29 protein-coding genes are annotated in these 21,200 nt (G+C 33.0%); all 29 read right to left on the bottom strand.

The features are described from left to right. Positions 1–47: 47 nt before the first annotated feature. The 29 genes from IC610_RS08880 to IC610_RS08740 all read right to left on the bottom strand — a co-directional run bounded on the left by IC610_RS08880 (position 48) and on the right by IC610_RS08740 (position 21,200). Positions 48–455, bottom strand: coding sequence for a hypothetical protein (locus IC610_RS08880; RefSeq protein WP_191736513.1), 408 nt, complete (start codon positions 453–455; stop codon positions 48–50). Positions 456–465: 10 nt separating this feature from the next. Further along, entirely contained in the window at positions 466–1,110 is a 645-nt protein-coding gene (locus IC610_RS08875; RefSeq protein WP_191736511.1) for an Imm26 family immunity protein, read from the bottom strand. 244 nt (positions 1,111–1,354) lie between these two features. Beyond that, the gene (locus tag IC610_RS08870) at positions 1,355–2,242 is read right to left on the bottom strand and encodes a hypothetical protein (protein WP_191736509.1); all 888 of its coding nucleotides are present in this window, start codon (positions 2,240–2,242) and stop codon (positions 1,355–1,357) included. Positions 2,243–2,360: 118 nt separating this feature from the next. After that, positions 2,361–2,780: a tetratricopeptide repeat protein gene (locus IC610_RS08865; protein ID WP_191736506.1), complete on the bottom strand. Its 420-nt coding sequence runs from the start codon at positions 2,778–2,780 to the stop codon at positions 2,361–2,363. A gap of 11 nt (positions 2,781–2,791) precedes the next feature. Next, the gene (locus IC610_RS08860) at positions 2,792–3,223 is read right to left on the bottom strand and encodes a hypothetical protein (protein WP_191736504.1); all 432 of its coding nucleotides are present in this window, start codon (positions 3,221–3,223) and stop codon (positions 2,792–2,794) included. 20 nt (positions 3,224–3,243) lie between these two features. Next, positions 3,244–3,606: a GH-E family nuclease gene (locus IC610_RS08855; RefSeq protein WP_228462892.1), complete on the bottom strand. Its 363-nt coding sequence runs from the start codon at positions 3,604–3,606 to the stop codon at positions 3,244–3,246. A gap of 42 nt (positions 3,607–3,648) precedes the next feature. After that, positions 3,649–3,894: a hypothetical protein gene (locus tag IC610_RS08850; protein ID WP_191736502.1), complete on the bottom strand. Its 246-nt coding sequence runs from the start codon at positions 3,892–3,894 to the stop codon at positions 3,649–3,651. Positions 3,895–4,144: 250 nt separating this feature from the next. Further along, entirely contained in the window at positions 4,145–4,768 is a 624-nt protein-coding gene (locus tag IC610_RS08845) for a hypothetical protein (protein WP_191736501.1), read from the bottom strand. 78 nt (positions 4,769–4,846) lie between these two features. After that, complete coding sequence (locus IC610_RS08840) at positions 4,847–5,134, bottom strand: hypothetical protein (RefSeq protein WP_191736499.1); 288 nt, start codon at positions 5,132–5,134, stop codon at positions 4,847–4,849. Then, positions 5,131–5,439, bottom strand: coding sequence for a hypothetical protein (locus tag IC610_RS08835; protein WP_191736496.1), 309 nt, complete (start codon positions 5,437–5,439; stop codon positions 5,131–5,133). Before IC610_RS08835 ends, IC610_RS08840 begins: the two co-directional genes overlap by 4 nt. Next, positions 5,432–5,800 carry a hypothetical protein gene (locus IC610_RS08830; protein ID WP_191736495.1) on the bottom strand — a complete coding sequence of 123 codons (369 nt, stop codon included), beginning with the start codon at positions 5,798–5,800 and terminating at the stop codon, positions 5,432–5,434. The genes IC610_RS08835 and IC610_RS08830 overlap by 8 nt, the downstream gene beginning before the upstream one ends. A 197-nt stretch (positions 5,801–5,997) precedes the next feature. Continuing rightward, positions 5,998–6,396: a YrhA family protein gene (locus IC610_RS08825; RefSeq protein WP_191736493.1), complete on the bottom strand. Its 399-nt coding sequence runs from the start codon at positions 6,394–6,396 to the stop codon at positions 5,998–6,000. Between the two features lie 384 nt (positions 6,397–6,780). Beyond that, complete coding sequence (locus tag IC610_RS08820) at positions 6,781–7,503, bottom strand: hypothetical protein (RefSeq protein ID WP_191736491.1); 723 nt, start codon at positions 7,501–7,503, stop codon at positions 6,781–6,783. Between the two features lie 7 nt (positions 7,504–7,510). After that, a complete protein-coding gene (locus IC610_RS08815) occupies positions 7,511–8,206 on the bottom strand; it encodes a Tox-REase-5 domain-containing protein (RefSeq protein ID WP_191736489.1) in 696 nt (231 codons plus the stop codon). A gap of 191 nt (positions 8,207–8,397) precedes the next feature. Next, positions 8,398–8,955, bottom strand: coding sequence for a T6SS immunity protein Tdi1 domain-containing protein (locus IC610_RS08810; RefSeq protein WP_191736488.1), 558 nt, complete (start codon positions 8,953–8,955; stop codon positions 8,398–8,400). Between the two features lie 122 nt (positions 8,956–9,077). Continuing rightward, entirely contained in the window at positions 9,078–9,818 is a 741-nt protein-coding gene (locus IC610_RS08805; protein WP_191736486.1) for a hypothetical protein, read from the bottom strand. An 11-nt stretch (positions 9,819–9,829) separates the two neighbouring features. Beyond that, complete coding sequence (locus IC610_RS08800; RefSeq protein ID WP_191736484.1) at positions 9,830–11,356, bottom strand: PAAR-like protein; 1,527 nt, start codon at positions 11,354–11,356, stop codon at positions 9,830–9,832. A gap of 9 nt (positions 11,357–11,365) precedes the next feature. Further along, positions 11,366–11,632, bottom strand: coding sequence for a hypothetical protein (locus tag IC610_RS08795; protein WP_191736482.1), 267 nt, complete (start codon positions 11,630–11,632; stop codon positions 11,366–11,368). Then, complete coding sequence (locus IC610_RS08790) at positions 11,629–12,480, bottom strand: hypothetical protein (protein ID WP_191736480.1); 852 nt, start codon at positions 12,478–12,480, stop codon at positions 11,629–11,631. Before IC610_RS08790 ends, IC610_RS08795 begins: the two co-directional genes overlap by 4 nt. Beyond that, positions 12,458–14,671 carry a type VI secretion system Vgr family protein gene (locus IC610_RS08785; RefSeq protein WP_191736478.1) on the bottom strand — a complete coding sequence of 738 codons (2,214 nt, stop codon included), beginning with the start codon at positions 14,669–14,671 and terminating at the stop codon, positions 12,458–12,460. Before IC610_RS08785 ends, IC610_RS08790 begins: the two co-directional genes overlap by 23 nt. Before the next feature lie 153 nt (positions 14,672–14,824). Beyond that, entirely contained in the window at positions 14,825–15,229 is a 405-nt protein-coding gene (gene tssD, locus IC610_RS08780; protein WP_191736477.1) for a type VI secretion system tube protein TssD, read from the bottom strand. Positions 15,230–15,599: 370 nt separating this feature from the next. Beyond that, the gene (tssD, locus tag IC610_RS08775) at positions 15,600–16,004 is read right to left on the bottom strand and encodes a type VI secretion system tube protein TssD (protein ID WP_056035938.1); all 405 of its coding nucleotides are present in this window, start codon (positions 16,002–16,004) and stop codon (positions 15,600–15,602) included. A gap of 140 nt (positions 16,005–16,144) precedes the next feature. Further along, on the bottom strand, positions 16,145–17,098 hold the full coding sequence (locus IC610_RS08770) for a hypothetical protein (RefSeq protein WP_191736475.1): 954 nt from the start codon (positions 17,096–17,098) through the stop codon (positions 16,145–16,147). Positions 17,099–17,161: 63 nt separating this feature from the next. After that, positions 17,162–17,662 carry a hypothetical protein gene (locus IC610_RS08765; RefSeq protein ID WP_191736473.1) on the bottom strand — a complete coding sequence of 167 codons (501 nt, stop codon included), beginning with the start codon at positions 17,660–17,662 and terminating at the stop codon, positions 17,162–17,164. A 7-nt stretch (positions 17,663–17,669) separates the two neighbouring features. After that, positions 17,670–18,473, bottom strand: a complete 804-nt coding sequence (locus tag IC610_RS08760) for a hypothetical protein (RefSeq protein ID WP_191736471.1) — start codon at positions 18,471–18,473, stop codon at positions 17,670–17,672. Between the two features lie 242 nt (positions 18,474–18,715). Further along, positions 18,716–19,921: a hypothetical protein gene (locus IC610_RS08755; protein WP_191736469.1), complete on the bottom strand. Its 1,206-nt coding sequence runs from the start codon at positions 19,919–19,921 to the stop codon at positions 18,716–18,718. Further along, a complete protein-coding gene (locus IC610_RS08750; RefSeq protein WP_191736467.1) occupies positions 19,906–20,067 on the bottom strand; it encodes a hypothetical protein in 162 nt (53 codons plus the stop codon). The genes IC610_RS08755 and IC610_RS08750 overlap by 16 nt, the downstream gene beginning before the upstream one ends. A gap of 52 nt (positions 20,068–20,119) precedes the next feature. Beyond that, positions 20,120–20,326: a hypothetical protein gene (locus IC610_RS08745; RefSeq protein ID WP_191736465.1), complete on the bottom strand. Its 207-nt coding sequence runs from the start codon at positions 20,324–20,326 to the stop codon at positions 20,120–20,122. After that, positions 20,316–21,200 carry a hypothetical protein gene (locus tag IC610_RS08740; RefSeq protein ID WP_191736463.1) on the bottom strand — a complete coding sequence of 295 codons (885 nt, stop codon included), beginning with the start codon at positions 21,198–21,200 and terminating at the stop codon, positions 20,316–20,318. The genes IC610_RS08745 and IC610_RS08740 overlap by 11 nt, the downstream gene beginning before the upstream one ends.

The following is a 21,200-nucleotide window of genomic DNA, read 5'->3' as shown; positions in this document are numbered from 1 at the left end:
TTTTTTGCTGGATCAAAATACGGTTCACTTTTTTGTGAACCGTATTTTTAACTTCCTTGCTGTAAAAAGTATAATGGAATGTTAGGATAATTTGTATTTTCGCCTGTCCATAAATCTAATCCTTCGAAAAAATGATGATCCTCTTTTTCTAAATTAGTACAAACTTCATTATGAATTTTAAATAGTAACTCAGCCGTAGTAAAATAAATATTATTATCTGCTTTTAACAGAAAATCTGGCTCAATACTATCTTTTATTTCCTCGTCCCAATATTCATACTGAATAGTAACCATGGGAACGTTTAGAATAGTTTTATGTAAATTCTCTATAAAAGTTTTACCAGTAATTTTTTCATTATAATTCTTTAAGGCAATAAGGAAATTTTCGACTGATAAAAATTTTTTTTCTTGAAAGTTCCATAATATATTCTTTAACAGTTCTTTTTGATTATTCATTTTATAAATATTAATAAAATCTTTGCAAGTCAAAACCGTGTTTCAAAGCTAAGTCGTAGTAAGATAAATTGGGATTCTCTCCTATAGATTGATATACCTCTATTCTCTTTTCAGGCAAACTCCTCAAATCTGAAAATTTGAAATAATTATCCAATATATCGTTTTGGTCAACTATTAAATCTCTTCTACCCGAAAAATCTAAAGTTGCCAATTCCAGATAATATGCTTTTCCTAATGTTGGAAAAACCTTTATATTATCATACGCATAATCTGTTGAAAAATTTGTTTTTAATGATAATTCACCAACTGTAAATAACGAATTGTTTTCATGGTTTTTTAAGGTTTCAGGGAAAGAAACCTTCGTTGGGTCAACTTCTAAGTTTTTAACAATTTTTATATTCTGTTTTAATAACTCTTTCTTTGGAATAAACTGTGAGATTATTGCAGTTTCAAATTTTTCTGTGTCTAGTGAATCAGAAATATGCTTATAAGTTTCAACAAGAACACTATCTTTATACCAATCCAAATAATTATTATCTTGTCCACTATTATCGTATTGTGCTTGAACATCAAACACCACTCTTCCAAAATAATATAGTTCTGATTGCTCAATTTTTATTGCGAAGATGTCGCCTACTTTAATATTTTTACTCATTTTTTATAAATTTAACAAGGATTATGCAGATTTTTGTATTTGTCATATTTTGCTTTTGTTATTTCATTTCTTCCATTTTCTAAATTTGGTTTTCCACCATTTTTTTCCATGAATGTTGCTATCACATTCAAGGGTAATATTCAGGCATTATCCATTTTCAACATAGAATTTGCACCGCCACTTTTTATCCCTCCTACAGAAGGCTCAAACTATGTAATCTTCGCTGTATGTTATAAGACAAAATTTACATTACAGATTCTATTGATTCTTTAAGATTCATCGTGATAGAATAGGAAAGGTGGTCGTGTAACTTTTCTATAAATTTCAGCTCTCCAGAAATTATTTTTGAGTTCAGTTTTTCAAACACATATTTTATTTCAATTTTGAAATCGAAGTCAGTCAGCGAAAATTCCTGAGTAGATAAGTAGACCTTGTTAAGGAATTTTTTAGTGATTTCATCTTTGTTGTTAAGTACAGCATGAAGTTCCAAAGAAACTGTTGTGGCATCTTCGTCAAGCTTTACCAGTTTCAGTTGATATTGATATTCCATTCCTTCCACGAGTCTGGAATTCAACTCGGACTGGCTACATAAAAAAGTGAAATGCTGGTTTGGTGGAAAAATAATACTGTAGATTTCTGGTAAAAGAAGAAGATACTGTAAGTTTTTTTTAAAATTCTGCTCAAAATTTACCATTCCATTTTCGTAATTACGGATAAATTTTTGCTGTTCTTTTTGTTCAGTGAAAACCATTTCAAGCTTATTGGCTTTCCAGGAATTCCAGTCGTTTTTCAACAAATGTTGATCTTCTACAGATAGTATTTTCCCGTCTAAATTTCGCTTAACCCGAATTTTAGGACTGATTCCAGAAAGGGCTAAAGTTTGCTCCAAAAAAGACTTCATCACTTCATTTTCTGTGTACCCTTCAAGGTTTTCTACAAGTATATTGTTGTAGATCAGATCGTCCTGCCATTCCTGTTCTATTGTAATTTGAGATACCGTTGAAAGAGAAATCGGAGTGTTGTCTTTACCCATCACAAAGGTATTTTCAACAATTAAAACATAAGATTGGGAAAAGTTCCCCACCTGAAGAAGAGGTATATTTTCGCCAAATATAAATTTCGATATGCTCATGAATTTTTCTGAAAATTATAAAAAACCGAGAAAATACAATCAGTTGTTTATCTTAAAACTAAAACAATATGATATTTTTGATTAATAATATTAACTAAAAAATATTTCATTTGTACTATTATATACTACTTTTTATAAGCTCAAAATATTTTTTATCAATGTCGTCAAAAATTTCATTTCCTTCCAACATATAGGAACTCATCAATGCATCTTTAGCTTTATCAGTCATTCCTAATTCAAAAAGCGACTGACCATAGCCGAGCCAAACATAACCATTTGCTGTTCCTTCGGGACATTGCAATGCTTGATTATAATTATAGGATGCTTTTATATAATCTTTTAAGTTAAAATAAGCATCAGCTAGAGCAGTATACAAGTGTAACGCAATTTCCCAATCAGTTTTAGGTGGTACGAGTTTTTCAATACCATTTTGATAATTAACAATTGCCAAATTATGCTCTTTTCGCTCTTCAAATTGATCACCTTTTTCTAAATCAATCATAATCGAATTGAATAACTCGTCAAATAATTCTTCCATAATAAATCTACTTATTTAATATATTGATCTGGATTGTTATAAAACTCTAAATATGCAGGATTATCATCAGGGAATGCTCTTCCTTCAGATTTTTGGTAAGCTCTTTTAAAATACTCTAATGCTCTTTCTAAATTATCAGCGGCAAAATGAACTTTTCCTGCGACAAATTCCCTTTCACCATCGTCCAATCTCTCTAAATCACAACTAAATAATATTTCTGCCCATTTTTTTGAATTGTTGTGATCTTGAATTTCCATATATTCATTTGCTAAAGAATGAGCTATAAAAAAACTTTCATCATATTTTTCCTTAGGTAATGGAAGCAAATTCCATTTTTGCAATTCTAACTCAATAATTCCACTGTGATTATTATTTTCAAAACAATCTTCAATTTGATTATCAATTTTTTCAAATTTGTCTTGAATTTCTATAGGTAGATCCATTTCTTCTTTTTTTTTAATAATTAAATTTTCGGAGGTAAATGTACTTGTCCAAGTTTAGCACCAGCTGACCTATTTATTGATCTGTGATCTAAATCGTAATTTTTAGAATCTAACATCCACTTCCTAACTTTTTCAGATTTTGCTCCATATTTTCGTCCTGTTTTATTCCACCAAGTGACAGCGTCTTTTTTATGTGACATATCAGCATATTTCATGTCATACCATTTCCCATCTGAAGCTTTAAATTGTTGTACGCCCTTTTTTGTCCTAATTTTACCTTCCTTCTTCATTGCTTCAATAACTTTTTCACCAGTTTTACTTGTTTTACCTGGCGTTCGCCCGAGATACTTTAAACGGTTCGATACTTTTTTTACTTTCTGCAATCATTTGATCTAACAAGTCATCAAATTCATTTCTTTGAGGTTCTATTCTAAATATTTTGATACACAATTGTTAGTTAAAAAATTAATTAATCTTTCACTACAAAATAATTTTTTTTCAGATCTTATATAGAGGTCATCCATATTTTCAATTCCATTGATTTTAAGCCAGTAAAATTTGGGAATTGGTTTGTCTAGAGTATAATTATTAAAAAAATACTCAGCCATTGAAATTTCTACATCTTTAATCATGTATCCTGTAAATGCTTGATTTTTTATATTTTCTTTCAAATTTTCCGTAATTAAATAGCACGGCTAACACTCCATCAAATCGTCTCCCAGCCAATCTTCCAATTTAATATGGAGTTTAGAAACTGTTTTGGATGTGAGTTTTGCTCTACAAACTCTGTCTTCTCACCAAGACCAGCAATTACTTCGGGTTGAATAGTGTTATACATTCTCGTCTAATAGAATATTTTTTTAAAAAAAATCTAAAAATTACGCAAAAAATTATTTTGCAAAACTTCCTTATTGATCCACTCTATAAATCTAAATATTCTGGTTTAAGAATATTTTTATAATCTATAAGTTTTTCATAGTCAATATAGTTTTTTGGTGGTGATATAAAGTTATGAGACACATTAGCTTTCGTTTTTTTTGCTTCTGTAGAAGTTTTTTTATTTTTTTTATCAAATGTCGTGCTTAGAATATTAGCACTTCCGTCAAGCTTAAAAATTAACTTGTTTGTAACTTTTTTCTCATCATCTTCATAGTAATTATTTATTTGACTTAAAAATAATGCATCGTCTTGAAATTTTTCATACCTATCCTCTTCAAAAGCTATATCCATGTTGTATTTATCATAAACCAATGTCAAGTGTTTAAATATTTCACCCTGATTATAAGTTAGAAAGTCAATGTTAATATCCATTGTAGAATTATCTATATAACAATACAATTTATCGTTAAGATAAACAGTAAGATGATATTCTTTCTCATTTTGATAAGCATATTTTGACCAATCTTCAGATGTTATTAAGGCTTTTTTTTCTTCTTTGTTTGGTGTTCCATCCAACACCAAGTCCATTATGTTTTCTAGAGTTTCATCTTCAGATAAAACACTCTTTTCTAAGTCATTGTACTGTAAAAATTTGTATAAATACATAATCCTATTTATTTATAAGCCTCATAAATCGATATAACAACTTTTGAAAGAAATATGATAAGTTTGCATAAATAATATTTATGACTCAAGACTTGGTAGTTCATCAAACATTTTTTGGTAATCTAGAAACCTTTCATAGTCCAAATAATTTTGAGGAGCGTCAAACCAATGTTTACTAAGATCAGCATTTCCATATTGTTCAATCAGCATTTTTTTTCCATCATCTAATGTCCATTCTTCTAAAAAAACATTATTTTTCTTTTTATTTGAATAGAATAATATAGTTTTAGCTAATTCACTATACCAAGTAATTTGTTTAAAAAAAACTTTTCCATTACTATAAAATTCGAATTCTCCCTGTTTCATATCTCCCTTGAAAAACACGTCATTAAGTCTTTTTTTAAGAAATTAATATCATTATAATAAGAAAGTGATATTGTCATCGAATCGATTAATACTTCACAATAAGGCTTATTATTTCTATAATAATTTAAACTGTATTCTGTCCCATTTTCAAAATCGTATTCTGCCCACTCTTCTGGGGTAATATCTGAGAATTTTTTTGGTACATTTTGACTATATTCTGCAGAAAGATGAACTTCCAGTGTAGTTTGTTCATCCATTATCTTATTCATTATGTCGCTATATTTTGAAAATTCTACTCTAAACATTATTATTAATTTTTTTTTTAAAATATCCCAGAGATATCATGTAATATCTCCACTCCTTTTTTTGTAGCATGATCAAGAAATCTTTACTTAATTCTCCTGCTTTCTCCACATGTAAAATTACTTTATCTGATTTTACAACTTTACCTGATTCAGTCATCACTTTACCATTGTATTTTGCAGCATCATCAATATAACTCTTAATTGTCTTATCTGTAACCTTTGTCAAATCACTCGCTTTACGTTCTATTATCTTAAAAGTACCATCTGCATTTTGAATTAATCCATCAATTTTACCTTTTTTACCTTTCTTTATTAAAACTTCCACTTCATGAGAATAATTAAAGCCTGTTTTCTCAAGCATTATTTGCTACATTACTAATGCCATTTACCAGTGCATCTTTTGTCTGTACAAAATCTGTCCCGAATGTTTTATCAAGAGCTCGAAGATTTGATTCGCCAATAAAACAAAAAAGGTAAGACGTAGCCTACCTTAATTTTCTTTTGCTCCTTTTAACTAAAAAACATATTTGCTTTCTACATCTTCTCCCAAAGCACATTCTAATATGACTTGAAAAAAAGTTCTTCATCAGTAGTTTCAAACAATGTAGTTTCAAATCTGTCCCTAGGATGAAAACTAAATAATTTGGTTTGAAGATTTTGAACAAATAAATACTGCTCTGAATCAGCATAGAAAACATATTTTGCAAAATCTGTATTGGTATGCCACTCTTCATTAGCTTCTATGATCCCATCAATATACCTGTCATCGTATCCAGATATTAATATTCTTGATGCAGAGTACATAACTGTACCATTATTATCACTGCCATTTGTAATCTTAAGTATATTAGCAAATGTAGTTGGTAGATCAAGTTTAAAAATTTTTGTAAATACTGATTGAAGATTTTCAATATCTAGTACACTTGCAGGTAAATGGATTTCGTCACCATATTTCAAATTCTATCTCTTATTCTCTCTATTAAAGATTTTATAATTTCCAGATATAATATTTTTAAGGATAAATATCTCCTGGCACAGTATACCAAGGGAATTCTTTTACATCACCTGCTTCCATACCTTTAGTCACATTGTTTTGATAAACAATTAAAGCTGGAACGTAATTCTCTAGCTAATGACCCAACACCATTATATTTCCACATGCATAACCCACATTTCTGCAGTTGGAGACTTTCCATTAATACCATTAATAATAGCATTTTGAACAGCATTAGCTTCCGCGTGAGTTTGGGTTTGCGCATTACCCTTTATATGAACGATGTCTTTAGGATTCTGTTATTTTCTATTTACTCCATAAAAATCTCTTAACTCAATCCCATTTTTTTATAATGAGTCACTTATTTTTATAGAACGCTCTATCAATGCATTATTGTCAGCTTCAAATACATCACGTTCAGAAATTGAGAAAACTATTCCGTTATCCAAGTGTTTCCGTTTTTCATTCAAAATAAGCATAGAAGAGATATTTTTGTTTGTTATATAATTTATCCAACCAATACTGTATTGTCCTTTACGTCGTACTTTCATGAAAAATTGGCTTGAAGTTGCACTAGCAAACTCTATATCAATTATCTTAGCTAATTCTTCTATTAATCTAAAAACATATTCTTCGGATAACTTATGTTGAAGATCATTGGAAAAATCAATTTTTATAGTTGCAGGTGTATTCTCATAACTGCCTTGTGCTATATATAAGCTAACGTCTGAATAACTTTCAATATTGTCACTTCCTCCAAAGAATATAGTTGAAAAATAACCCATCCAAGACTTTGATTCTTCGGTTAATTCTTTATTTTCTGCAACAGGATTCTTGTATGCAATATCTTCTTGCTCCGTTATGATCAGTTTTAGATTTTCTGTTGTAAAATCAGATAAATCCTCTTTAAAAAAATAACTATTGTGATTCTCTAGGTCTATTGTATTAGCACTTTTAAATACATCGTCTATTGATTTCAATGAAATTAATATCTTTTTGCAAAAGTCTATATATTCTCGTGCATTCATTTCTTTTTTCTTAATTGAAAAATTCAATACAATATGTTCCATCTTTAATTTATTTTGGAGTTACAATAATATCAAAATTATCAGGAATATCTGTACCCAGCATTTCCAAAAGCTGTTGCTTTTTTGCTTCAGTAGGTACATGGTATTCTAAATTGGATCCTTTTGATGCGGCAATCTGTGCATCTTTCTGAAGATTTTTAACTTCTTTATTTCTCATCATCTGATCGAATTTAGAATCCCCATCAGGGGGCCATCCTTTAACTTTGGGTGGGCCACTTTGTGACATTTCCCAATCTTTTGCATCAATCACACTATTATTTCGGGGGTTATAACCATCAAATTTCTTCTCACCGCTTTTCATTTTATCTGTTTTCACAACATATTCAGTGTCATCAGGTGCACCTGTTGTTTTCTTTTGATAATCTGCTCCTTTTTTAGGAGAATGTCTATTTTCCCATGTTCCCGGACCTCCATCACTTTCACCAATTTTGTATGATGGCTTTTTATTAGCCAATCCAGCAATATCATCTACAGCTCCATCAGTAACTCTCGCAATATCTCCACCTTCCTTCTTTGCCAGTTGCTCCAAGACTTCAGCAGTACTGCGTTTTGCGCCTGCTTCTAAAGTTTCTTTACCTGCTTTTTCCGCCCCCTCTTCTAATGCTTCTCTTACTACACGTTCTCCGGCTCCTTCCAATACTTCTTTCCATCTACTTTTGCTCCGGTTACTGCCAAAGAGCCTCATGCAGTGTATGCTGCTGCAATTGCATCGGGTATAAATTCACCAACAGTAGTTCCTATTTTTCTTGGGTTTTGTGCCACGCAATTTCCGGCGTCTTTAACACATTGTACATTGGCATTGCCGGCAATTTATCCTTTGTTTGCCCGACTTTAAATAATCATTTTTAAAACAAAAACCACTCAAGGCGGTTTTTTTTATTTTATTTTTCCCAATGTTTGAACTATGATAGAGATATGTTCTTTAAGTTTTACTTTTTCTAAATTCTCAGCTTTCTCTGGTCCTCCTAAGCCTAATAAAGGAACATAACCAAAACACTCATCAAAATTTAGATCTCCAAGCATCTCTTTTGCGGTGTAAAAGTTTTTTCCTAACAAATCAGCATCAATAAACTCCTCATCTTTTAAATCCTCAAAAAAATATTCAAAACCAGATTCCAAAACTTTAGATAAGCCATGTCTATAATCAAGCACAATAAGGTAATTGTTTTCCCAAATTATCAAATCGGCCAGTCCAGTGATAAATAAAACTATTGGGTTTGGATATACAGATGTATAGGAAAAATCTAACAATTCTTTATATTCATCAGGATTAACTATTTTCAGGAATGAGTTCATAAAAGAACCAAAACCATAATTATTCCATATATTAATAATTTCATCTGGAACTGATCCTTTATATTTGCTAATTAAATCTTCTGTCGGAGTATCTTGAACATTATAATGAGGATATTTTTCTATAAATTTGTTAAACATTTTAATTGATTTTATTATTAAAAACAATTGCTTACTTCAGCAAGTTCAAATCTTTCAATAATTTTGCTGGTAATATTATCACGGTTACAAATCATTTAAAAATTAGCTAGGTACAGTATAAACTAAGGATTATAATTAAGAAGTTCATTTCCCAGAATATCCCTTATTTCAAGTGCTTTATTTACATTTAGAGCAGATAATTCAATTTTATCACTTAAATATATTAGCACTCCCTTACTTAAATTTATGATATTGATGTTTTCAAAATAATTTTCTGCCAGTTTATTGTTAAAGTAGGTAAAATAACCAATCCAAAGATTTTGTCCACTCTGCTTAACCTTTCTTCTCAATTCATTAGAAATGATAACTGCATAGTATAAGTCATCTGTTTTTTCTAATGACTCTACTAGTTTTATAACAAACTCCTTCGTAATACTTTTTATAAAGTCGTCAGAGAATTCAATATTAATTAAAGCAGTCTTATCACTGTTGCAAGCTCCTTGTGTTATATTAATTGAGAGATCACTGCTTTCGTTCTTATCCTTACTTAAATATAATAATGAATTAAAACCTATCCAGCTTTTTGAATAACTATACAGATCTTTATCGCTTTGATCATCATTCAAAAACACATCCTCAGCTTCATTATATATTAAGACTCTCTTTAAATTTTGACCATTAAAATCTGATAGATTATTATCAAAATAAAACTTAGAATTTGTAGATTCATCCCAAGTCGAGATTACTTCAAGGTAAGGAAAAGTAATCTTTAGATTAACAATAATTTTTTTGCAGTAATCAATAAATTCTTGCGCTGTCATTTCTCGGTTAGTCAAACGAGAAATTAATTTTATTTTTTCCATTTCAATTTCAATTATTTTGGTACAACAATGACATCGATATCTATATTGGCATCATCAAATAAATCTGCCAGTTCATCGGCTTTTGCTTGAGTAGGTACATGCCATTCAAGTTTTGAACCCGCTTCCTGAGCTATCTCAGCATCTTTTCTCGCCGAATCAAGCATTTGCTGCCTTCTTCTTCTCGCCCAATCACTATCTCCTTTGGGTGGCCATTTATCCCAATCCTTAGAATCTTGTAAGCTGTTTGTCTCAGGATCATAACCATCAAATTTCTTCTCACCGCTTTTCATCTTATCTGTTTTCACAACATATTCAGTGTCATCAGGTGCACCTGTTGTTTTCTTTTGATAATCTGCTCCTTTTTTAGGAGAATGTCTATTTTCCCATGTTCCCGGACCTCCATCACTTTCACCAATTTTGTATGATGGCTTTTTATTAGCCAATCCAGCAATATCATCTACAGCTCCATCAGTAACTTTCGCAATATCTCCACCTTCCTTCTTTGCCAGTTGCTCCAAGACTTCAGCAGTACTACGTTTTGCACCTGCTTCTAAAGTTTCTTTACCTGCTTTTTCCGCCCCCTCTTCTAATGCTTCTCTTACTACACGTTCTCCGGCTTCTTCCAAAACCTCTTTTCCGGCTACTTTTGCTCCTGTTACTGCCAAAGAGCCTCCAGCTGTGTAGGCCGCTGCGACAGCATCAGGTATAAATTCACCAACAGTCGTTCCTATTTTTCTCGGGTTTTGTGCCACCCAATTTCCGGCATCTTTAACACCTTGTACAGTAGCATTGCCGGCATCCACCCAATTTTGTCCGTCACTTGCCCAGTTCCAGGCTCCTTCTGCGGCATTGTTCCAGTTTTCTCCTTTGCTTGCCCAGTCGTAGGCATTTCCTGCACCTTCCCAGGCTGCTGTAGCACCATCTTTTATCATTCCGCCTAAAGCTTCGGCCGTTCCCACAGGATCCTGCCCCACCTGATAAAGTGTTTCACCTAAGCCTACGACGCCATTTACGGCTCCCTCTACTAGACCGGTTCCGAGATCATTCATCCAGTCAGAAACTCCGGTTACGGGTTTCATCCAGTCGGGTAAAAAGCTGTCGCGGGCTTCGCGTGACTCCTTGTTTTTTTGCTCCAGCCAGTCAAAGCCTTCTTTAATGTATTCCGAAGGCATTTTTCCTTCTCCTAAACCGAAAGAGACTGCTGCGGCTCTGTCGAAAAAGATATTTATTTTCCCACCAAATATACAATCACAATAGGAATCTTCCAAAAGCATTCTGCTCCCATTTATTTTTACTCCATCTTTTGGCTGTTGCCATCCCGTTACCGTTGGCAGACAGGTAATTCCGGTCATCCACTTCATTGGGCTGGAACAAAAACCCATAGGTTTCAGATTGAAAAAAGGAAGAAAATCTAATTCTGTAGCCATAGGAACACTGTATATTGTAGTGCTCTTATTATTGCTCACTCTAAGGGTAGAAGGACTTGTACCTTTGTTACAAGCCGTAAAAGCCCCTTCTGGTACATACTTTTTTGCCATAGTGTTGTGTTATATGGAGGTGGCTATTTGTACAACTTTACTTCTTCTGAATTTATTTTCAGCATTGTTTAGATTTTCTTTAGTTTCTAAAACAATTTTATCCGGGAATTTTAAAATTTGTGAAATTTCACAATGATAAAACTTTCCGATGCATTCGTGCTCAGTGATGATGTATTTCTCTCCCGGAAAATCTACCAATTCTGTTGCTTCATTTTCAGAAAACAACAGAAAATAGCGATCATTCTGAAATACTATATCTTCTAATAAATAGATCATCCTGCAATCATTTTGAGTATGTTTTTTTCTTCATAATACAGAGAACCAGGTATCTGTACCAGACTCATACACATGCTTTGTGAGCTCCAGGGCCAGTCTTCAAGCAGATATCTTTCCATATATTTCAATTCCACCATCGTGGGAACGCGGGGACGGTTTTTCAGAATTCTGAGCATTGCTGTCACTTTATTCTGCTCAAATTTTTCTTCGTCTATTCTTCCCGTTACATTAATTTCATATTTACCATCATCAGTTTCTGTAAGCACTTCGTCAGTAATGATCGGGATATTCTTGGCAGCAATAAAGTTGGGTATCTCACGATATCCTTTTACTACCTCATTTTTTCTAAATTCTTTGTTCTGAATTCCCGGAAATAATAACTGATATGGCTGTGAATAGCGCAGTGCATTGGAAAGCCGCTCATCATCCTCCAACAATTCTTCGACTCCGGAAATTAAAAGACCTTTGTATCGTTCATCTCTATGTCTTAGAAATATTTTAGGTTTTAAATCCTGCCATTTCATCTGAATATCATCCAGATTATGAATTTTTCCGAGCTGCCCATTTTCGTCAAGTGAAAAAACAATTTTCCCACGAAGTTCATGCAGATCACCAACCCATTTAAACATACCATTTGCATTGCTTTGCTTAAATGAACTTATTTCAACAGAAAAACGGTAAGCGTCATTTTCACCTTTGTATGCAGATGCTTTCAAGTGAATTTCTACAAAATTTTCATTTCTCAATCCCTGAAATTGGCTTCGCTCTTCACGAAGAAGGATAAAATTTCTTGAACTTACAATTTGATCATCAGTATTCCACATTTTATCCTTTATTAATTTCAACATCGGCACCTTTTATGTTTGTCGGTCCTGAAGAAGAAGAATTTATTTTGGCAGCTTTTATATTAATATCTGCATCGATTTTAATTCCCGGATTTGCTGATGCCTTACCTAGTTCGGTGGTGGTTTTTCCTATAACCTTTACGTTAAGCCCCTCAATTGTAATATCACCGGCAGTAGTAAGTGTTATAGAGCTGCTTCCAGTTTTAATCGTAATGTTGGTATCACATTCAAGGGTAATATTTCCGGCATTATCCATTTTCAACATAGAATTTGCACCGCCACCTTCTTTTCCTCCGACATTAATCGCGCTTACAGCTCCTACATTTACCGTATTATTATTTCCTACAGTTACTGTTTTATTGTTATTAGCATTAGTCGTTGCATTTCCCGCACCGTCAAATTTCATATTGGCACCGCCCTGATCTGTAAGGAAAACTGAGCCCGCTCCATCATCCAATTCCAGTTTATTACCGCTTCTGCTGCTCAAACTTTTAATATTATTCCCAGCGCCTCCGCCACCGCCAACTCCACCATGAAACATTCCGCCCATTACGAAAGGCCTGTCGGGATGCTGATGTACAAAATTCACAACCACCTGATCTCCCACTTCAGGAATCGCCATGAATCCTCTGTTTTTGCTCACTTTATCACTTCCTCCCGCATCAGGCGTCATTACTCGGATAAATTCTGAAGTATCCTGACCATTTTGCCAGTCAAACTGAACCTGCACTCTTCCTTGATTCATAGGATCTGTATTGGAAATTACTTTAGCAAACTGTGCATCAGCCTTGGGACTCTCAAATTCAGGTCTTGGAATGTAACCGGAGTCGGCAGCTATTGCTTCAAAATTTCCGGTGTAATAACCCCGCGCATCTACTTCATGTGTAACCTCTGTGATGAGCAATTTTGTAAAATAAGAAGTCTGGTTGCTGTCCGATTTTCGCATTTCAATATCTGCGGGACATCCGGGATAGAGAAATGGTACAGTTGTACTGCCCGACGTTACAAATACACTTGAGGCTTTGCTGCCGGCTGCACCTTTTTGAGATGCATCAATATCCATGGATGATGAAGCTTTGATGGGTGCTATTCTGAGCGAGGGAGTGGTAAAGGTTTTTTCTGATATTTCGTAAGCTCTTCTGGCAATATCAGAAACATGATTTATTTTGGAATCTCCGGTAGTCAGTTTTTCATTTTTACTGCTGTTGTAGCCATAGAACGAAGGTTTTACGTGCTGCGCCTGCATGGTAATCTGAACATCTGTGACACTACTTCCGTAGATTAGCTTCACAGATTCTTCCTGAGGAGGAAGCTTACCAAAGTGTAGAACTTCGCCGTCATAGAAAAACTGTTCTCCATATGCTTCGGCGATTCTGGCTAAATAATTATAGTGGGTCTCTTCATACTGCGAGCTATAGGAAACTTCTCCGTACTGAGCGTCAACCCTGAAATCAAATTTGCTTCCGCCCAGACCTTCCTGAATTACCTGATCAGCAATGCTGTTTAAGCTGATCTTCTGAGCTCCTCCGAAACTCTGAATATGAGGTGCTGCGTCTAAAAGTACTGTGGGACTGTACCCATTAAGAACAATATTGCCAAGACTTCCCTTATCCTGACTGAAACCAACTGATGTGATGACCCCTACGAAATTTCTTTCGGGACCATCTGTGACATCTTTATATTTGAAAATTACAGTTAATCTTTTTCCTAAAAAATTCTGGGCATCTTCCAGATTATGATTTTCTGTACCACCTAATGTATCATGTGCCAAGGTAAGGCTGAAATTGTGATGCTTCACAGCACTTTGATTAAGTTTAAAATGTTTGAAGTGCGTAATTTCTTTTCCCTCAATTACAACTTCTAGTTTTACAACTCTGTTGATTCCGAGAATCTGGCTTGTGGGTATTGCATTGGCATTCAGAATTTTTGATGTCGGTTGATTAGCCCATAGTTTATCCGCTACAGTCATGCTGTTATTGGATGGAATGAGTTGATTACTGAACATATTAGCAGCATTGTTTGCTGATCCGGCTACATTTTTTACCTTGGAAATTTTCTGATTTGCTTTTTCAAGTTTTTTTCCAGCCTTGTCGGTAAGTTCAGTTTGGGCAAAATTCTGTACTGATTTTAAAGTTTCCGGATTTTGTAAGTTAGCCGGCACTTTTGGTTTTGGTGTGTTTTGATCCTGAAACATATAATTTTCTATTTGTGAATTGTGTAAGTATTCTCTGAAAGAGACTGAAATCAAATTGTAATTTCCCTGCTTTCAGGAAACAGCAGAATAGCCTGCCTTACTGAGACATGCTATTCTGCGAAAGTTAATTTCGATTCTGACCGATCTGTAAAGTTAAGCTGATGGCCAAAGACCTTCGTAAGCAGAATTACCATAATTGATCTGCTCTGCACTTACTATGAAACTGATGTACATTGAGTTTTCATCTGTTCCGTCAAAATCCACTTCATGCTGAATAACATATCCGTTTTCCCAGTTCAAAGTAATCAGAGTTCCTTCTTCGTGAGATTTATTGAAAGTGATTTCGCCTGTTGTCGGCTTGTATTTTCCGTTAAGTAAAGACTCTAAGATGTCAGACTTTTCTGTAGCTTCTACAGTTACTCTGATTAGTGCGTTGGAAGGATCTGAGGCCACACGACCTGAAACGTCTGTAGATCTGGATACGCTGTAGTTCAGCTTTAGTAATTTTTGTCCTTCGCCTCCGTTGAATTTTAAGATTCCTCTTGAATTAAGTGCCATGATGAGTAAATTTTAAAGATTAATATTTTGTAAATGATTCTGATACTCAAAGATAAGCAGTGATTTTAATGTAATTAAAATTTTTGACGATTATTTTAAAATTTGTAGTAGTTCTACGATTTTATGTAGTAGAATTACGACTGGAAATGATATCTAAGCATTATCTAATTTTAGTACAAATAAATTAATCGAAAAATTACCAACGATTATAATAAAATTTTAAAATTATCTGCTTTAAATTTGATCTAAAACTTTCTCATATAAATAAAATTTTCAATCCTTATCCCTGAATTTAAAAATAAAAAGACCGCCAAACGAATCTGGCGATCTTCTTCCCTTAATAACTATAAAACTCTGATGATTTCTTTTTTTATGCTGACGGCCAAAGACCTTCGTAAGCAGAATTACCGTAATTAATTTGCTCTGCACTGATAACGAAACTGATGTACATTGAGTTTTCATCAGTACCGTCAAAATCTACTTCGTGCTGAATAACGTAACCATTTTCCCAGTTTAAAGTGATCAATGTTCCTTCTTCGTGAGATTTATTGAAAGTGATTTCGCCTGTTGTCGGCTTGTATTTTCCGTTAAGTAAAGACTCTAAGATGTCAGACTTTTCTGTAGCTTCGACAGTCACTCTGATTAAAGCATTTGAAGGATCTGACGCTACTCTACCTGAAACGTCCGTTGATCTCGAAACGCTGTAGTTTAACTTTAATAATTTTTGACCTTCGCCTCCGTTGAATTTTAAGATTCCTCTTGAATTAAGTGCCATAACTTGTAAATTTTTAGAAATTAATACCTTGTGATTTGTTGTTTTTGGTATTCCAAAGATATAACCACATTTTTAATAATTAATCCTGAAAATTGAAAATCTCAGATTTTGTAGTAATTCTACGATTTTGTGTAGTAGAACTACGACTTTCCTGTTTCTTTGGCTATAAAAACCGTTGTGTACAAACTTCCAAACTCTCTTTCTACAAGGGTAAAATGATAGTTTTGGATGATTCCGTTTTCTGCATCAAGATGATATTCTGAGGTAAATTTCATATCATTTTCTGCATTTTTCAGAGTAGATTTCAGAATAATATGATCGTACTGAAACCCTTCCTGAATAATTGTCACTGGTAAATACGACAGTACAATCGGATACTCTGATTTCCCGTTCTTAAAATGCCGTCTGAATTGTGCAAAGTAGGTTTTTAAGAACCAGTCAGAATTCATTTTATCATTAAATATCTGATGGTTTGAGATACTGAATTCAAACTTATCCAGATAAATTTTGGCATATTGATCAGGAAACTGATCTTCAAGATTCAATTTAATTTCACTGAAATTTCGTTTGACCTCATCATTAATTTTTGCTTCAAGAAGATTTCCTCTTTCTGAGACAGCTAATTCTATTGGATTAAGGGCTTGGGTACACGCAGCGGCTAGCGTAGACATCTTTGTCTGGTTTTGCTCACTAATTTCATTCTTTGAAAAATTAAAATAATGTGTGTTTGCGACTTTGCCTTTCCACTCCAGATTTATGGTATAAGAAAATTCAGAAACTTTCTTTTTTCCATCGGTTTCAGAAGTTTGTACAACCGATACTTTGTAGCTTTTTTGAAGATTTTCGGGATTAAAACCAATTATGGGATTGCGGTTGGCAAGTTTAAAAGGTGCGTCATTTTTTGAATTATAAAAACTCACTTTATTGATATCAGGAATAAGCAGTTTTCTGCCTGGCATCAGATCATTATGGATGAAATCATACGCCGTACAGTGTGAATTGTGAAATTCTTTCAGGTAAACCGGATTTTCAAGCTCAATGCTTTTCGAAATGTTTTCCAGTGTTTCGCCTGGCAAAATGAAGTGAATTATCATGCCTTAATTTTCAGAATTGATGTGTAAAAACACGCAACAAATCTTGAACCTTTTTTTTATAATTTATTTCTTTATTAAAAGATAATTTTCTTTCTCTCCTACCATTTTTTCGATGTAATTGCTTTTCAGAAAATATTGATTTTCCTTTTTATGAATGATAAAGGTTGAATCTTTTTGGTTTTTTAGTGACAAAATAATTTCTGATTCATTTTGATTTAGAATAATCAATTCTTTCGAAATTTGCTCGATATAAGATTCTAATTTAAATGTTGCCGATTCCCGTTTCATGTTAATATAAATCATTCCCCAACCTCTGGGATCACCGGACTCTTCTTTCATTCTGAGAAAATTGCAGGAATAATTTCCGAACCAGTCAAATTGTTTCTTTACACTCAATTTTGTTTTTTGCCGGATAAGCGCAGAATCTTTCAAGCTTATTGCCGGACTATCTGTAAAAGCATGATAAGATGATACTTCTGTTATTTCCTGCTTTTTGGCTTTGGGTTTTTCACAGGAATTGAAAATCACCAAAAGAAATATTGGGTAAAATCTGTGCAGTTTCATAATGTATTTAATCAAAATTGTAGATTATCTGTCTTTTTACATTTTGATCTTTTTTCATCAGGTGAATTTCTGTAATTCCTCCTTCATACAGCATTTCGATATCTATTTTATTCTGACTGAGTCTGTATGTGATTTCAACAATTCCTTTTTTACCGATTTTCTGCGAATAATTGCCTGCAGGAAGTTTCTTCAGGAGAAATTCTGCGTCCGTAACCAATGATTTTTTAATGATCTCATCATAAGCATCTTCCAGTGAAATGTTGCGAATTAAACATTCTTCACCTTTCATCATCACACCTTTAATTTCCTGACACTCAATGCTGGATTTAAGGACAGTTTTTGTTTGTGAATCTTTTTCAGTCAGACCACAGATTTTTCTGTAGTTATATTTTTTCAGAATATTTTCATCAAAACTCAACTCTACCGGGTTTTGGGGATCAGCAGTGATATCTAAAAGTTTCTCCTCACCGGGCAAAAAATGAAGCCATGCAACCGTATTTTCAGTAATGCGTGTACCTGTAGGTGAATCACTACCTGTATTTTTTACGTAAATCTCTAGAACAATTTTAGTTTCCGAAATATCTTCAATTCTGAGGAAAATATCTTCATAACTTTTAAGTGCTGTAAGATTACTTGAAAGTACAATTTTCTTAAAAAACCCTCCGCAATCAAGATTAGACTCTTCAGTTAAATCTTTTTCAGTTTCAGAATGTTCTATTTTTTTTACAGCCTTTGGAATTTCTGTTTTCACAGGTGTTTTCTGGCAACTCAAAATCAAAAGTGTAAAAAATATTATCAGGATAAATTTCATGTAGGTCTTTTAAATTTTATCATTTTATTGCATCACTGAAATTGTATCTAAGTACAAAAGTATCATATAACTTTTTTGAATTATTAATTGTTTTTTGAGGTTTTGGTTCTTTACGGAGTCTTTTTCATTTATATCTTTTACTTCCAAATTACTATTTTTCTTACATCCAATGACAAAAGATAATGAAGGTAAAATGATTTTTTATAACCTGCATTCTTAGAAATACCATTTCAGCAAGCTTGTTATTTAAATTTCAATTTTTGTAAAAAATCAGCTGTAACTTTATCAAAAAGTATTCTACCGAAATCTTTTGCAGTCCAAATCCGATCAGGTATTTTTCTCTTGTGATTTGCTTTATCAAAGTAAGTTTCTCCATATTTGTGCAACAAGATTTCATCATTTTTTACTACAAATGATATATAAGCATTAACAACAACGTTGTTATCGTAACAGGTTTGTGATTCTATTGTGAAAAAATTATCTTTAAAAATTATGTTCCCAAAACCTTCGGAAATACAATTGCCATCCATTGGCGGAATAATATTTTTATTTTCCGTCCAGACTTCAAATCCCTTAGATGTTCCTCTATAAATTTTGAAAGGTAAACCAAAATGCTCCTGATCAAAAGTATTTTTTTCACCCTCATTTTTAAATATTTCTATCTTATCCATTATTCCGTCTCCATCTATATCATAATCAAATTTCTCTAAAAACGCGATTGGTATCTTTCCTGCTGATACAGCTTGTTTTTTCACTGCTGATATCAGCGCAGAAAGGTTCATTTTTTTTATTGGATTAAGCGTCTTTAAAACAAAATCGGGTTGGGTGCTTTTACCTTTAAAAAAGAGAAATGGTAATTCTTTTTGATTTTCTGGAATTGTATGATTGTCTTCTCTCTGATAACTATTGTTTAATGATACCGTCAAAGAATATTGACTGTCAAGTAAAACATTTTTAATATCTTTAGGATACGCCCAAAACATTTTATCCTCATTTTCTGTATCAACAAATGCAGGATTGACATATATTTGAGCAACTTGTTCTTTACCTATAATTTTGTAAATAACATAATCTACACCGTCTTCATAACCCGTTGCTCTTACAATCTCTTTTTTCCCGTCATTATCTAAATCAACAAGCCATTTGTAATTTATTGAAGTCCAGGGATAATCAAACTTATATACCAGATCTTTATTTTTGAACCAGTATTCATAGTATAATTTTTCATTTTTATCCGTAGTAGTAATGATCATTTCATCATTCTCATCATTATCAAAATTGAGAAATTCTCTTTTTGCAATCTTTTGATTTTCGGGAATTTTACTCCACAAATTAATACTTCTATTTTTTTTTATATTCTGAGCTGAAGTCTTATTTTCATTGCAGGATATGATGAAAATTGTTGCTATAGTGAGATATAAAAATTTAAAATTCATATTAGTTGCCATTCTTTTTTATCATCATCATTCACAACCACGTTCGGGCCTCCAAATTTATACGTAAACGTTCCATCCTCTCTGACCTTGGCTAATTTATCTTTCCATTGTGTAAGTTCTTCTGCCATTTTCTGTCTCAAATGAATCGGTATCTTCACAAGACCATTTTCAATTGTTCCCGTAAATTCTGTTTTTTCAATTCCGGGAACTTCACCTGATAGGCTTCTTCCAATCCCACAGTTCCAGATTATTCCACCAGTCCCGTACAGAATCTACAATTCCCTTTTCCTCTTTTTGGGATTGTGGTTTTTCGGCTGCAGGAAAGTTTTGTGGGGAGGATGTCTGGGTGTTTACCGAAGAGGGTTTATGATAAAGGGTATGTATTTCGGGGACTAGCGAAATGTCTTTATTTTGCATATTTCACAAAAATTCCTTTATCTGAAATTTTATATTTTGAACCCCATATCTTTATATTGTTATAATCCTTCCTTTCAGATTTACTGATTATAATCGTATAATCGGAATTAATTACAAAATCAAAAAAATATCTTTTATCATTCTCAGGATATCCGTCTTCTGTGTAGCATATTTTAAGAGAGTCAATTATCCTTGTATTTTTATCTAAAGTAAAAAGAGTGTAAAAAGGATCATCATTCAAGTCGTTTTTCGCAAGAATAACCGACGAGTTTTTATAATCCGGGAGATTGTATGTGTAATTATAATTTGCATACCTATTACTTTCTTCCCAATTTAAATTGTCCAGCCCTGTATAAGATAATGGAAATTTTTTTTTCGTATCTGCAGATGAAACCGCAGATTTTTCCCGTTTCAGTTTGCACAGTTCAGGAGCATAAAACTCTGCTTTCGGAGACACAAGTACCTTCCAGCTGATAGTACTATTGTCAATTACTGAGATTTCAAATTTACCCTGATCTTTTGAAGATCCGAAAAAACTGTAGAAAGTTCCGGTAAACTTTCCATTAATCAGTTTACCTTTCAAATTGTATCTGGTCTCATTTTCACAATCTATTTTTGCTCCATTGTTAGCTATTGCACAATACTGACCGCTTATCTCTTCTCCATCCTGCTTAATTGTAACCGTAAACTGAAGTGTTGGAATATCAGAGTTTTGCGATTTTTCCGTAAAAATCCAATTTCCCGATATATTTTTATTTTCGTGTACCTGAGTCTCCAATTTCTCCTCCGCCGGAGTAGTCTGTATTTTTGAAGCTTTCGTATTTTCTGTGCAACTTAAAAGTGTAATTAAAATTACGGCTAATAGTTTTTTCAT

Source organism: Chryseobacterium caseinilyticum, assembly GCF_014837145.1.
GTDB classification, from domain to species: domain Bacteria; phylum Bacteroidota; class Bacteroidia; order Flavobacteriales; family Weeksellaceae; genus Chryseobacterium; species Chryseobacterium caseinilyticum.
Note: the sequence above shows the minus strand (reverse complement) of the source record. Positions and strands in the feature narration are given on the sequence as shown.